This window comes from Dictyobacter vulcani, from assembly GCF_008974265.1.
In the GTDB taxonomy this organism is placed as follows: Bacteria; Chloroflexota; Ktedonobacteria; order Ktedonobacterales; family Ktedonobacteraceae; genus Dictyobacter; species Dictyobacter vulcani.
On record NZ_BKZW01000001.1, the window covers coordinates 3,179,993 to 3,193,335 of the forward strand.

11 protein-coding genes are annotated in these 13,343 nt (G+C 49.8%); 5 read left to right on the plus strand and 6 right to left on the minus strand.

Annotated features, from left to right (window positions below; all coding sequences use genetic code 11):
• Nucleotides 1-68 precede the first annotated feature (68 nt).
• The gene (locus KDW_RS13420) at nt 69-1,253 is read left to right on the plus strand and encodes a DUF711 family protein (protein ID WP_151756424.1); all 1,185 of its coding nucleotides are present in this window, start codon (nt 69-71) and stop codon (nt 1,251-1,253) included.
• 22 nt (nt 1,254-1,275) lie between these two features.
• Here KDW_RS13420 and KDW_RS13425 read toward each other — a convergent pair whose 3' ends face one another.
• The 6 genes from KDW_RS13425 to dnaA form a co-directional block, all read right to left on the minus strand.
• Complete coding sequence (locus tag KDW_RS13425) at nt 1,276-1,875, minus strand: GAF domain-containing protein (RefSeq protein ID WP_151756425.1); 600 nt, start codon at nt 1,873-1,875, stop codon at nt 1,276-1,278.
• A gap of 210 nt (nt 1,876-2,085) precedes the next feature.
• Nucleotides 2,086-2,595 (minus strand): universal stress protein, encoded by a 510-nt coding sequence (locus KDW_RS13430; protein ID WP_151756426.1) that lies wholly within the window; start codon nt 2,593-2,595, stop codon nt 2,086-2,088.
• 343 nt (nt 2,596-2,938) lie between these two features.
• Nucleotides 2,939-3,247, minus strand: a complete 309-nt coding sequence (locus KDW_RS13435) for an ATP-dependent Clp protease adaptor ClpS (protein WP_151756427.1) — start codon at nt 3,245-3,247, stop codon at nt 2,939-2,941.
• Nucleotides 3,248-3,468: 221 nt separating this feature from the next.
• Nucleotides 3,469-4,593 carry an RNA-guided endonuclease InsQ/TnpB family protein gene (locus tag KDW_RS13440; RefSeq protein ID WP_151756428.1) on the minus strand — a complete coding sequence of 375 codons (1,125 nt, stop codon included), beginning with the start codon at nt 4,591-4,593 and terminating at the stop codon, nt 3,469-3,471.
• 189 nt (nt 4,594-4,782) lie between these two features.
• Nucleotides 4,783-5,364 carry a hypothetical protein gene (locus tag KDW_RS13445; protein ID WP_151756429.1) on the minus strand — a complete coding sequence of 194 codons (582 nt, stop codon included), beginning with the start codon at nt 5,362-5,364 and terminating at the stop codon, nt 4,783-4,785.
• A gap of 258 nt (nt 5,365-5,622) precedes the next feature.
• A complete protein-coding gene (gene dnaA, locus KDW_RS13450; RefSeq protein ID WP_151756430.1) occupies nt 5,623-7,263 on the minus strand; it encodes a chromosomal replication initiator protein DnaA in 1,641 nt (546 codons plus the stop codon).
• Nucleotides 7,264-7,712: 449 nt separating this feature from the next.
• Between dnaA and KDW_RS13455 the strand changes: the two genes are divergently transcribed.
• The 4 genes from KDW_RS13455 (at nt 7,713) to murA (ending at nt 13,282) form a co-directional block, all read left to right on the plus strand.
• Entirely contained in the window at nt 7,713-8,417 is a 705-nt protein-coding gene (locus tag KDW_RS13455) for a hypothetical protein (RefSeq protein WP_151756431.1), read from the plus strand.
• 301 nt (nt 8,418-8,718) lie between these two features.
• Complete coding sequence (locus KDW_RS13460; RefSeq protein ID WP_162005207.1) at nt 8,719-10,140, plus strand: FHA domain-containing protein; 1,422 nt, start codon at nt 8,719-8,721, stop codon at nt 10,138-10,140.
• 268 nt (nt 10,141-10,408) lie between these two features.
• The gene (locus KDW_RS13465) at nt 10,409-11,932 is read left to right on the plus strand and encodes a phytoene desaturase family protein (protein WP_151756433.1); all 1,524 of its coding nucleotides are present in this window, start codon (nt 10,409-10,411) and stop codon (nt 11,930-11,932) included.
• Between the two features lie 15 nt (nt 11,933-11,947).
• Nucleotides 11,948-13,282, plus strand: coding sequence for a UDP-N-acetylglucosamine 1-carboxyvinyltransferase (gene murA / locus KDW_RS13470; protein ID WP_151756434.1), 1,335 nt, complete (start codon nt 11,948-11,950; stop codon nt 13,280-13,282).
• The last annotated feature ends 61 nt before the right edge of the window (nt 13,283-13,343 follow it).

The following is a 13,343-nucleotide window of genomic DNA, read 5'->3' on the forward strand; positions in this document are numbered from 1 at the left end:
CCTGCTCTGCTGCATGCTATAATGCCTGCATAAGACTGGCAACTATATCTTAGAAGCGAGGAATAATTATGTCTTTGCCTACCATACGTACGATTACGCTTGGCATTTCAGAAGCACATCCTATTTCACGGCAAACATTACAGGCGGCCCGACAATTGCTCACGCAGGCGCAGGAGCATTATTATGCTGCTGGCTATGATGTACAAACCGTGCGCCTCTCTACCCGCTCTTTGTTGGATGACCTGTCTGACTGGTCTGCTGCAGCTATTCTTACCTATGTTCGGGAGTTACAGAACGTTCTGGATGGTTTACAACTGGAATATTGCTCACTCGGGACTGGCTTTGCCTGCCGGCCTGATTTTCCATTGCAACGACTGGACCTGCTGGGAGATATTTTGATTGCGACCAATGCTCTTAGTTCTACGGTAAGTCTGGCGGATAGTGAGCATGGTTTGCGCTTTGAGGCTGCGCTTCCTGTCGCTCGCTTGATGGGACGGTTGGCACAGGAAACTACGGAAGGTTTTGGTAATTTTCGCTTTGCAATGCTGGCCTGCGTTCCTCCTGATGGTCCTTTTTTTCCAGCCGCCTACCATACAGGCGTCAGCAATCTGACTATCGGTTTACAGGGCGCCCCATTGATTATGCAGGCATTGGAGGAATTGGGAGCCGATGGTCGGCAGGCACTGGATCTGCGACAGGTTACCAACCAGGTGCTTAACGTACTGGAAGCACAGGCGGGTCCGGTGGTGGCAGTTGGGCAAAGTATTGCCCGGGAGCATGGGATCCTGTTTGGAGGCATTGATCTTTCACCGGCACCTATGGGTGAGGTCAGTATTGTGCGTGCCATGGAATTATGCGGCTATGGCCCGTTGGGTTCCGCTGGCACCCTGGCGGTAGCAGCAGCCTTGACGACGGCCTTAAAGGGCACCTCCTTGCCGACGTGTGGTTATAATGGGCTCATGTTGCCGGTACTGGAGGATGCTGTGCTTGGTCAGCGCTGGGCCGAAGGCCGGGTCAATGCTCATCAACTCCTGTTGTATTCGAGCGTCTGTGGCACTGGTCTGGATACTATCCCCCTGGCGGGCGATAGTACACCTGAAAGTATTGCGCATCTGTTATTGGATGTCGCAACCCTGGCGGTGCGCTACCAAAAACCACTCTCCGCCCGTCTTTTCCCGGTACCAGGTCGACGAGCTGGAGAGTTCACACAATTTACTTCACCGTATCTTACAAATACACGCATTACAGGCTAATATGCATGGTTACAGGTGGCAATTAAAGGGAGACATGGGAGCCCCAGAAGGCGTTCATTACCCCATGGTAGGAACTGCGGATATTTTCGTAGAGGCGGGCATTCTCAATTGCCAGGGCAGCCAGACTGGCCAATACAGAGAGGAACTGGATGTCGTCTTCAACAAAGTCACTGAGATGATCTGTATAGACACGCATAACACCAATGGCGTTACCATGTACTTCAAGGGGAACACAAAGCACTGAGACCAGCCCTTCCTGGCGGGCTGCGTCTTTATATTGGAAGCGAGGATCGGTACGTACATCAGGAATGTAGACTGGTGAACCGCCGAGTGCCTCACTATCGATCGGGCTATTGACCACGCTTACTGGTCCTTTAGCCAGATATTCGCCGCTGAGTCCATTGACTGCGCTCAGTCGCAGTTGTCCTGTTTCCGCATCCAACAGTCGTAGACCACAGGCTTTGACCTGCATGGCTTCAGTAATACTGGTGACAACGCTCTGCAAGACCTGATCAAGCTCCAGGCTGGACGAAATAGTCAGTGCAGCCTGGTGAAGTGCTTTATAATAATCTTTTTGTGGGAGTTCCGCCTGCCTCCTCGTACTCGAGTCATCCTTCATCATAATTCTCTCCCCAACACATAATGCTAGTTTCTATGTGTGTACAATTACACATACACTAGTAATACGTATGGAGGGTAATATACGTATCAGTTCCAGCAGGGAAAGCCCGATTTTCTTGACCTTCAGTTTTTCCCCTGACTGGCGGTACTGCAAACTATGATCTGGTGGAACTACCCCAATGTTGATGGTCAGTTATCTACTGATAAACCTCTATGCATGCATTGAACTTCCTGGTGGTGGATCCTGTACCAACCAGACGCGGCAGGGCGCGTTTGCCAGTACATACGACACGGTTTTGCTTAGTTCGCTCTGGCTCTTGCCATTGTGACGCATTAAACCGATTAACAACAAACCACAATTGTGATCTTTTGCCTCATCGACAATAGCCGGTCCCGCATCACGTGCCTGAACAACTTCAGCAACTGCTTCGCAACCCACGCGTTCAGCAATCCCCATTGCTGAATTCAGCATTTGATCTGCACGTTCAGATTCCTGAGTCAGGACGGCCTTTAGCGGCAATGCACGTGGCACTTCTATGACATGAACGAGATGGACCTTACGTTTGGCTCCTTTTGCCATCTGGCAACCAAGATAGACAAGATTGGCGTCCAGCTTCTCGCCACTAATAATAACAGCGATAGCCCCGGCCGCGCATTCTCCTAGAGCTGATTTGCTGATCTCAGTCTCTTCTTTGGTCTTGGAACCCCATAAGTGAACCATGATTTCTCCCCTCCTGATGGAGCGTGATAAACAGCATCATCTGGCACCTTCAGTGTCAGTTTACCTTCAACGAACGTCTATAAATCTGACATCCGGGCGACTAAGCATTCTATCGTTCTAGATAAGGAGCGTCAATAATGGATACAGCTATAAGTACTTCTGTACTGCTTACTTGCTAGTAAAATTGACGACCTCCATTGTTTTTGTGCAAGTAATGTTGTCTATATTACGAAAGACGCACAAAAAAGGATATGGCGGGGAACAAACAGGCACCTGGCTTGAAAAATTGTTATCCATGTCTTCCATAAAAGAGAAAAGCGACCGAGTGGCCGCTTTTCTGTCTTTACTCTGGTTCGATAGTTGCTGTGAGTTGATAGCTTAATAATCGTTCCTGGTAGTATTCAGCTACCTCCCGGGGACAAACAATGACGATTGCCTGTCCATTCAGGTGAGCGGTCAGCATAATGCGCTCTGCTTCTGGTACTGTCAACGTATTGACGGCATGAACGAGAGCGAAGATTACATAGTTCATTTCATTGTAATCGTCATTATGGACAATAACCTTGTAAGGAGGCAGAAGTTTTGTGCGGTTGAGCACGATCTCTTCTGGCTTCACCTGGAAACGTGTTATGGTCCACTGATCGTCGGACATGGATATCTTCTCCATTATAAACAGTATGATTGTGCCTTAAGCTTTCCCAAATCTATTGTAACCAAGTGTTACGTATTTTACTAGTGTCTTAGCTAACATTACTATAGAATTGACACTCCCCCCGATAAAGCGAGGGGGATTCTTCTTTCACTCACCAGGCTTGCTCGATGCTATCGCTAGCAACGAGTAGAGGTCCAATGTCCAGAAACGTTCCCAACCCACTACGGGGTGGTGGTTCCTGCCTGCCCGGCAGTACCGTTCTCTAAGGCTTTTTGTAAGATATTTCGCGCCGCATTTTCATCGCGATCCATGATCAGTCCACAGGAACAGATATGAGTCCGGACGCTCAGGCTCTTCTTCACCATCGTCCCACACCGCGAACACTTCTGGCTCGTGAAATGTGGTGCCACTTTGATGATGGGGATCGCATGCATGGCTCCATAGTAACCTATCCAGGCCAGGAACCCTCCCCAGGCCGCATCATTGATCGATTTTGCCAGATGCCTGTTCTTCACCATATTGGCGATCTTAAGATGTTCAAACGCTATCAAGTCGTGAGACGTGACCAACGCGTTCGCCTGTTTTCTGGCGAAATCTTCACGCTGCCTTTGAACTTTGAGATGCGCTTTGGCCAGCCGCTTGCGTGCTTTCATGCGATTGCGGCTTTGCTTCTGCGTGCGAGAGAGGCGCCGATGCAGGTGTTTGAGTCGTTTCTCGGCTTTGCGCAGATACCGAGGATTCTCTACCGTATGCCCGTTGGAGTCAGTCGTGTAGGCGTTCAACCCCACATCAATGCCGACGATCGCCCCCGTTGGGATATGCTCAACCACGCGCTCAGCCCGGACACAAAACTGACAGTAGATGCCGTCCGCCCGTTTGATGAGCCGGACACGTTTAATCTGCTTCAATGGAAAGGTTTCAACCGCACGGGTTCCAACCAGGCGTAGCCGGCCAATGCCGCAGCCATCAGTAAAGAGGATGTGGCGGCCATCGGCAGCAAGCTTCCAACCAGACGTTTTATATTCCAGGCTGCGATTATCATGCTGAAACGTCGGATAGCCCTTTTTCCCCGGTTTCTTCTGCCGACAGTTATCATAGAAGCGGGAAATAGCCATCCATGCACGATCGGCCGCCGATTGGCGAGCCTGGGAATTAAGGCAAGCCGCAAAGGAGAAGGCATGAGCCAGCACGGCGCAATACTTTCGTAAGTCATTCTGGCTTATGCCTCGCTCATCCATCCAGAGGCGGAGGCATTTATTGCGAATGAATTGAGTGATACGGATCGCCTCATCAATTGCTGCATATTGCTGCTGGTTTCCATCAATTTTGTATTCAAACACGAGCATGTGCATACTTCTCCATGGTGATCGTCGTAAGTATCTCTCAGCTGTATTGAAAAGTCAACCAATACTGATCAATATGGAACGGCGCTTTCATTCCCTGCTTTGAAGCAGGGGTTTTCCCGCGCTCGGTTTGATAAAAAAACATCCCATTCCCAGTGGAATGGGAATGGGATGTTTGGCTATTGAATTTTATTATTCTTGTCGACTGACGCTCCGATCGAGGCGGCCCTGATTATTGAGCAAGATGGCGCGCGCACGTGAATTGCGACTGATATTTTCGGGATCTTCAAAGCGTAAGGCAATGACATTTAGTTTGCCCTGTGCTTGCCGCCCACTTGTCGGGGGAGGCGCTTTCTGAGCTTCCTGGCCAATTGCGCCACGTACGCGTCCACGTCTGAGCAAGCCAAGGATCGCGCCGAGTACTACGCCGACTGCGGCACCGACCAGCAAGGTTGTGGGCTCAGGTAAATTGGGCAATGCAAACGTCGTGGCAAAGGTAAGTCCTGTGACGACCAGACCACAGACAATTGCGAATAGCAAGATAATCGCCGGTTTAGGACCGGACCGTTGGTGTGTCAGAAAGAAATCACCGCGGGCCTGATTGGGTCCATGTTCGCGGAACTGGCCACTGCCAGCGCTACCGGCAGGAATTTGAAAAATCTCATCCTGGTTGAAGCCGGCTTTTTTGAGCTTCTCTGAGGCCGCTTCCGCTTTTAATTCATCGGGGAAGACTGCCAGCAGATCGTAGCTGGCGTGTTGTTGTTGTTGTTGCATACAAAGTAGCTCCTGGTAAGGGTACGCCATTCAATCGTGTGAGTGAAGTCGCCTGACAGGCTGGGTCGCTTCGGCCGAAGAGATCAGGTTTCCATGCTTGAGCTGTGGCGACTTCACTAGCCGCGAGTGAGCGGCGTTCACGATTGCTTTTTAATAGCACGCCAATACTCGTTTTGGAGTTTATTATACACCGTCAGAAAGAAATCTGGTGGTGTGCTTTGCTATCCTGTTGAGAGACAGCAGCCTTGACGGCTGCTGCTATAAAGATCGGTTTTGTAGGGAATCGAGGACAGAGGCAATTTCCTGGCGCGCCTGATCATTATTACCTATCTCGGCATTCACTTTTTCCCAGCCATGCATGATGGTGGTGTGATCGCGGCCACCCAATGCGGTCCCGATTTGTAGCAGGGAGGCAGTGGTCTCTTCGCGCATCAGATACATCGCAACCTGTCGAGGCCAGACAATGTCCCTATCGCGTTGTTTACCACGTAACAGCAGAGGATTGACGTTGTAGTAGCGACAGACGCCATCAAAGACCGCTTCGACGGTCAGGTTCGAGGTAACCGGTGGCTTTTTGTCATAGATATGTTCAAGGGCCTGGGCTGCCAGACTGACTGTGAGCGGTGCATCATGTAAGGTCGCATAGGCAATGACACGGTTGAGCGCACCCTCTAGCTCACGAACACTGCTACAAACCGGGCGAGCGATATACTCGATGACTCCGGCAGGGACGGTGAAACGTAGTGAATCACATTTCGAGCGTAGGATCGCCAGGCGGTGCTCATATTCAGGAGGTTGGACATCCGCCAGCAGTCCCCACTCAAAGCGGGAGCGTAGGCGATCCTGCAGGCTACTAATGGCCTTGGGGGGACGGTCACTGGTTACCACAATCTGCTTATTGGCATTGTGTAGTGAATTAAAAGTATGAAAAAACTCTTCTTCGGTTGATTCTTTGCCCGCGATAAACTGAATATCGTCTACCAGCAAAATATCGATCTGACGATATTTTGCGCGAAACTCTTCTGTTTTCTGAAAACGAATGGCGTTAATGATCTCATTGGTAAACTTTTCAGAAGTCGTATACAGCACATTGAGTCCAGCGCTCTCTCCCGCATGGCCAATGCCATGGAGAAGATGGGTTTTGCCCAGACCTACGCCGCCGTACAGGAAAAGCGGATTATAGATCCTGCCAGGGTTCTCGGCTACCGCAAGCGATGTGGCATGGGCCAGTTTATTTGATTTGCCAACGATAAATGAGCTGAAGGTGTAGCGTGGATTAAGCAAACCTTCAATGCTTGGATGAACAGGACTGTATTCTTGCTTTTTGGCTGGTTCTGTGCGTTGTGGTTCCTCAGTTTTTGCCTGTCCTTCAGGGTAAGAACCATAAGACAATGCTGCTGGTGGCTCAGAGGCAGGTTCTTGCTTATAAGGAGCCACTGGTCGCTGTGGAATGCCATAGTCCTCTTTCCGCTGGCGATAGGCAGTCTCCGGTGGGGACGAGGGCGCTTTTGCATTGATGGCAGGTGTCGCATCAGGAGGCGGGACACGTTTTCCACGTAATGGAGCGGAAAGTCTGCCCTTGGAAAGGCGATAAGTGCGTTTGGCTGGTCGGTAGGAACTCGGGTCTGATGACTCATCTGCTGCTGTTGGCTGCTCTTTAGTAACCTCAAAGCGGACCTCGACAGGACCACCTGTGATGTCTACTAACGTGGAACGGATTAGTTCCTGGAAGCGAGTTTCTAATTGGGCTTTGGCAAAGGTGGTAGGAACACGAATAATGAAGACGCTATCTTGAAAGGAGAGCGCCGAGGTTCCCTGAAACCAGGTGGTAAAAACGGCAGAGTTTACTCTTGATCGTAATCGTTCTATTGCTGTTTGCCAGATTTGTTTTGCATTCACACGCAGCACCCCTTTGGGGATTGGTTTATTGTAGCTAGTGTCTCAATTTGCTTTTAAATACACGCTCCGCACGTTATCAGGTGTAGGTATAGGTGTTTTTAGATAAAAAATAATTCTCTGATAGTAATTTCGTGACGGCAGAGTGTAATGGTAGCATTAAATCAAAATGCTGTAAAGCCCTTCTTTCGTACCATCGAGACTATTGTAATCGGCGGCAGAATGTTCACGTGTTGATGCGCTCTTTTGCCTGCCGATTAGCGCCTTTGGTACCAGTTCGCGAATTATTTCATAGTTTTTATACGTTGTGTAAAGTATAATGAACCAGTTATGATTTCTCTGCTGTTAAATGGTTCCACGTGTAAGTTGTTTTACTTGTTGGGGTGGTGGATGGGGAAGAATTGCATACTAGAAAATACTTTTTATACATACATAAGTCAAGGAGCTTTTTTATGTCTCTCTTTTTACGATCTGGACAACACTGGGAGCGCCGTTCCCCTATACGCGCAGTCCTCTCTCTGGTCTGTCTACTCATTCTCTTGAGTATGATGATTACCGCGTGCTCGGATGATACCACGACAAAGAATAGCAATAGTGCCACGCCGACCCCGGCACCTGTAGCTTTGACGCAACTGGCCTGGTGTGACAAGCCACATCAAGTATTTCGGGATGAGGCTTCGTCCCATGAGCAGGCCGCTAATGGACAGACAACCGGTCTGGGACCGGCCGATGGTAAGGTAAAAACGATTGCGGACTGGAAAACCATGAAGGCGAATCTGGGTTTCTCGCTTTATCTGCCCAAAAGCCTGCCTGCTGGTTCCTGTCTCTTAAATGTTTCTGGCTCGCTGCGTGATCCTATTTTTGGCAGTAATTTTACCATTACCTATGTCTTGCCGAGCCAGGATGCTATCAGTTTCTCGCAGGCACCGGTACGTATTAAGAATATCAATTTTCAGTGCACTGTTTCACAGGATACAAGATCAACCGCCAAAACAAATAGCACGCCAACCCCGAGCGCCGCGAAAGATCCCGTGCAATTATGTAATGGTATTCATGATAAAACCAACATTGTTTTTTCGGCCCGAGGTACCACCACGTATTTACAGCAGTTTTTTCAAAATCTGCAGCCGACCATGGATTGGATGCCAGCCAGGTAATGCGCGTCTGTCTATAGAGACGGGGAGTGAAATTTTCACCGCCGTTTCGTCGTAATACATGCAGCGCCAGTGTCTGGAATAACGTGATTCCCACAATGCTTAAAGAGGATGATTGCTTGCAAGTGAGGTTAAGGAAAAGCACTGACCTTGCTCCCGAAGAGGTGGCGGATGAGGGTACAGGATGCAGTTCCTCTAAGGCTTACACTCGACGCTCAACTTACACTTCTGATATAATGGACAGAAGTTTTACATGCACGCGCACTATATTCAAGCGTGTATACCAATGGGAGGAACTTTTAACATGGATAAGTGTCCCTATTGTGGGGCTGAGACTCGGCAAGGTGACAACTTCTGTTTGAACTGTGGCAATCGCCTGCTTCCAGCGACTCCCTCACCTTCTTCAGATCAGCAGGCACAGCCAGTGCTTGGCGATGCGACTATGGCCGCCGATGATTGGAACGCACCCGCACCAACCCCTGCTCCCTCCAGTGGCTCATCCTGGGCACCTGTTGATCCTGCAGCAGGGACAGTGGCTGAAATACCAACGAACCATGAGCCCGTTGCTACGATGGATAGAATTGCCGAGCCCGGCTTTTTTGTGTTGCGCTCTGATAACGGAGAGGTTATCCAGGAATATCCGCTTGATAAGAACGAGATTGTGATTGGTCGTGCGCCGACCAGCGACATTTTGTTATCAAAGGACAAATTGACATCGCGCCGCCACGCGACCGTTCGCTATGAGAATGGTCAGTATCTATTGCATGATGAGCATAGCGCGAATGGCACCTTTGTGAATGGACAGCAGTTGGAAGAAGCCAGCCCGTATCAGTTGAAAAATGGTGATCAAGTTGGCATTGGCGAGCATGAGTTAGTGTATCGTGCTCACGGTGTTCAGGCGAACGAAGTGGGTGATCTACCAACCATGTCTGTGCCCAACGATGAAGCCAATAATCCTGATTGGACCTATCGGACCAAAAGTGATGAGCAGGGCACTTTTTCCAGCGAAGATGATTATGGTACCGCTGAGATGGACAATTCTGAGCCTGCTTCCTATGAAGCGCCAGTTATCGAGCATGGTTCAGCTGAACCCGTTGCTACACCAGCGCCAGAGGCAGAGGCTCCTATCTCACCTTATGAGCCAGTTCCGGCTCTGGATCCTGTTTATGCTGAGCCTCAGCAGGAAGCTGTGGCCCAGGAAGCCGAGCACGTACAACCTGAAGCTCCGGCGGTCGTTGAAAAAGCACCATATACTCCGCCAACCCCATCGTATCCAGCGGATGCGAATGTGACCTTTAGCCGCTTCTCACAGATCTCTTCACCGGCATTGCCAGACCTGAGCGCTTTAACAGCGGCCCTGTCAACGCTGGATGGACAGATTATGTCGTTGCAAGAGCAGTTTAATTCCACTCAAGAAGCTGTACGTAATCACGATGCTGAATATGTGCAGACTGCCAATCAATTGCGCAGTGGTATTCGTCGTGTTTCTGATCGGATGGATGGCATGATTGCCGATGTCGCACGTAGCCGTGAGGCTCTGGCGTGGGCTGAGTTGCTCCAACTAATGGAAGACGTCATGAATAATCCACGAGATATTGAGTACGTGACTAAACTGGCCCGTAAGGCCCGTGAACTGAATAAAGTCTTCCAGATCCATCAGAATGTGCTGAATACTATGGCCGAGTGCAATAGTCTGTTACGCAGCCTGATTGGCGAAGAGAAGTAATGATATTCTTTATGGCTGCTATCCGAGTTTGTAGGAGCCATATGTGTCTGCCGCTGCTAGTGATGTCTGGCAACGGTGGCGTACTGGCATAAACATACAGGGCGGTAGGCAATGACCGCCCTTTCCATTCTTCTGGTTGTCCCAATATACTACCTGATGAACAATCACACCCATTTCTATCTGTATGCTTCCTGGAAGAAGCCGGATAGTGCTGTGTGTGAGCCTGTGAGTCGACGTATTATCAACCTTGCTATTTACCGGAAATTTCATGTACGAACAAGCATTGACGCATGTTGAGGCTACTCATGAGAACGTCTCGACTGAGCATACAACAAAGCATTTCGATGCTATTATTATTGGCGCGGGCCTTGGTGGCCTGCTGAGTGCTGCCCAATTGTTACAGCGTGGCAAACGGGTGGTGATAGTAGAACGTTTGCCACACAGTGGAGGACGTTTTACCGCGAAAAATTTTCATGGTGTGCAGGTCAGCACTGGAGCCGTCCATATGGTGCCCTTTGGCAGTAGTGGTGTGCTCTCACATATGTTGCGTCGGCTGAATGTACCGCATCACCTCTACGATGCGGATGTATTTGGATCATTCCATGTGCATGGTCGACAGTATCGTTCACGTGGCTTGCTCGGCGTGGCAAAATTCCTTGGTCCGGAGCAGTTCGCCCATTTTATACGCCTGGGTTGTCGCATGTTTTTAAAAAAGTTGCCGGACCAGCAACGTCAAATGCCGTTTGATCTCTGGTTGGAGCGGCAAATTGACGTGAAGCGCAATCCGCAACTGGTCGCTTTTTTTGCCAGTATCTCTCGCTTTGCTCTGAGTCTGGAACTGCATCAAGTCAGTACGGCTGAAGTTATTCGCACCACCAAAAATATGTTCCGCTATGGAGCCCCTGCGATTGTGCAGGGTGGCTGTGGTGAGATTACTAAACAGTTAGAACAGCTTGTCCAGATTTATAACGGCGAGATCCTGCTCTCCTGTGAAGTACTTGAGATCTTACAAGAGCAGGACAAGGTGACGGGGGTGCGGATAAAGAATAAAGCAACCGGGACAGAAGAGTCTTTCCAGGCTCCTCTGGTTGTGAGTGATATTGGTCCTCGTGCGACTCTGGGACTGTTAGAAAATCGCAGGATCCGGCAGGCAGAAGTTCTGAAGCAAAAATATGCGGAGGATCATAGCTTTAAGGCGACGGCGAATGATGATGTGCAGGAAGCCGTGGGCTTAAAAATCCATATTTTGAGTGATATCTCGTTGATTCCTCATAAAGGAATTATGTATTGTCTGGATACCAGGCGTATTGCCGGTATGGTGCAGCCAACGAACAGTGATCCTACACTGGCCCCGGATGGCAAACATCTGCTGATCAGTCATCAGGTTATTCAAAGTAATAACGTTGAAGAGGAGCGCGCCCTGGCGCTGGCTGATTTGCGGACATTATTCGGAACGGACTTTGACAGGCACTGTCAGATTTTGACTATGGGGACGTACCGAGGCGAGTGGCCTGTGAATCGCGTTGCCCAGGGTGAAGATGTGCCGCCACAATTAGAGGTACAGGGACTCTATCTGGTTGGAGATGCGGTCAAGCCATCTGGCTATTTGATGGTAGAGGGTGTGGCACAGAGTGTCAATAATTTTCTGGATCTCTTAGATGATCTGGATCATAAGCAAGCCATTGCGTCCGGGACGGATCGGCGTGTGCGGCGCAATGTGATGCAACCCCCTTCCCGACTCAATGCGTTGCTCTGGTTGTGGAAGGCACCCGGTAATTCTGGAAAATCTTAGGAAGGTCTGGTAACTATGTTTGAGAAGCAAGAGTCTTTGTCCCCCCATTATCTGGTGACCGGGGGACACCCTTTGCACGGTGAGGTGACTCTGAGTGGCGCAAAAAATGCGGTGACCAAAATGGTGATTGCATCGCTACTGACGTCCGATACATGTACCTTGCGCAATATCCCAATTCTGGGTGACCTGGAATTGACCGCCAAGCTGTGTCAGGAATTAGGCTCACAGGTAGAGGTGGATCGTGAGAAGCATACTCTGTCCATTCAAACCACGGATATCAAAAGCCATCAGGTTTCGAGTACGGTCGGTGGCCTGAATCGTATCTGTGTCATGACGATTGGACCCCTGTTGCACCGCTGCGGAGAGGCGATTATTCCGATGCCAGGCGGTGATCGGATTGGCCCACGACCCATTAATTTTCATATCCAGGGTCTGCAGCAAATGGGTGCGCGCATCATTGAAAAAGATGGATATTATTATTGTCAGGCCCCTGAACGTCTGCATGGTGCCACGATTTCTTTGCCATTTCCCAGTGTCATGGCGACCGAGAATATCTTGATTACGGCCTCGCTGGCTAAAGGTGTCACGATCATTGAGAACGCTGCTAATGAGCCTGAGATCGTTGATCTGGTCAAAATGCTGCAAAAGATGGGTGCGATCATCGAATTTAAAGTCGATCGGCGCATTGTCATCGAAGGGGTGGACTCCTTACATGGAGCCAGTCATACCTTGCTGAGTGATCGCAATGAAGCCGTTTCACTGGCCATCGCCACCTATCTGACGCGGGGAGATGTGTACCTCCGGCATGCCCAGCAGGATACATTGTTGTCTTTTCTGAATACGTTGCTTAAAATGCGCTTACGTTTCGAAGTAGATGACGAAGGCATTCGCTTTATTGGCGATTCCAAACTCTCACCCGCGATTTCGCTGGAGACCGATGTACATCCCGGCTTTATGACTGATTGGCAGCAACCTTTTACTGTGTTGTTGACCCAGTCCGAAGGTATGTCCGTGATTCATGAAACGATTTACGAGGATCGTTTTGGCTATACCAGTTCATTAGAGCGCATGGGGGCCCACATTGGCCTGTATCCCAAGTGTCTGGGTGAGGTGCCGTGCCGTTTTCGCGAGAAGCAGCATATGCATAGTTGTGTGGTCAGTGGTCCAACTCCTCTGGTCGCAACACGGTTAGATATTCCTGATATCCGTGCTGGTTGTTCTTATATCCTGGCGGCTCTCTGTGCCGAGGGTACCTCAACGGTTTATGGCATCGAGCATATTGAGCGTGGCTATGAACATTTAGATGTGAAGTTGCGCAGTCTGGGCGCACAGATTGAAAAAGTGTGCTAGTTCTCCATAGCTGTAAAGATGCCCCCGGTAAGTAGCGTACTTGCCGGGGGCATCTTTACAT

Bases quoted from the DNA above. Each gene is read 5' to 3' on its own strand.
- KDW_RS13420 (WP_151756424.1), top strand. From the start codon at position 69: ATGTCTTTGCCTACCATACGTACGATTACGCTTGGCATTTCAGAAGCA.
- KDW_RS13425 (WP_151756425.1), bottom strand. From the start codon at position 1,875: ATGATGAAGGATGACTCGAGTACGAGGAGGCAGGCGGAACTCCCACAA.
- KDW_RS13430 (WP_151756426.1), bottom strand. From the start codon at position 2,595: ATGGTTCACTTATGGGGTTCCAAGACCAAAGAAGAGACTGAGATCAGC.
- KDW_RS13435 (WP_151756427.1), bottom strand. From the start codon at position 3,247: ATGTCCGACGATCAGTGGACCATAACACGTTTCCAGGTGAAGCCAGAA.
- KDW_RS13440 (WP_151756428.1), bottom strand. From the start codon at position 4,593: ATGCTCGTGTTTGAATACAAAATTGATGGAAACCAGCAGCAATATGCA.
- KDW_RS13445 (WP_151756429.1), bottom strand. From the start codon at position 5,364: ATGCAACAACAACAACAACACGCCAGCTACGATCTGCTGGCAGTCTTC.
- KDW_RS13455 (WP_151756431.1), top strand. From the start codon at position 7,713: ATGTCTCTCTTTTTACGATCTGGACAACACTGGGAGCGCCGTTCCCCT.
- KDW_RS13460 (WP_162005207.1), top strand. From the start codon at position 8,719: ATGGATAAGTGTCCCTATTGTGGGGCTGAGACTCGGCAAGGTGACAAC.
- KDW_RS13465 (WP_151756433.1), top strand. From the start codon at position 10,409: ATGTACGAACAAGCATTGACGCATGTTGAGGCTACTCATGAGAACGTC.
- murA (WP_151756434.1), top strand. From the start codon at position 11,948: ATGTTTGAGAAGCAAGAGTCTTTGTCCCCCCATTATCTGGTGACCGGG.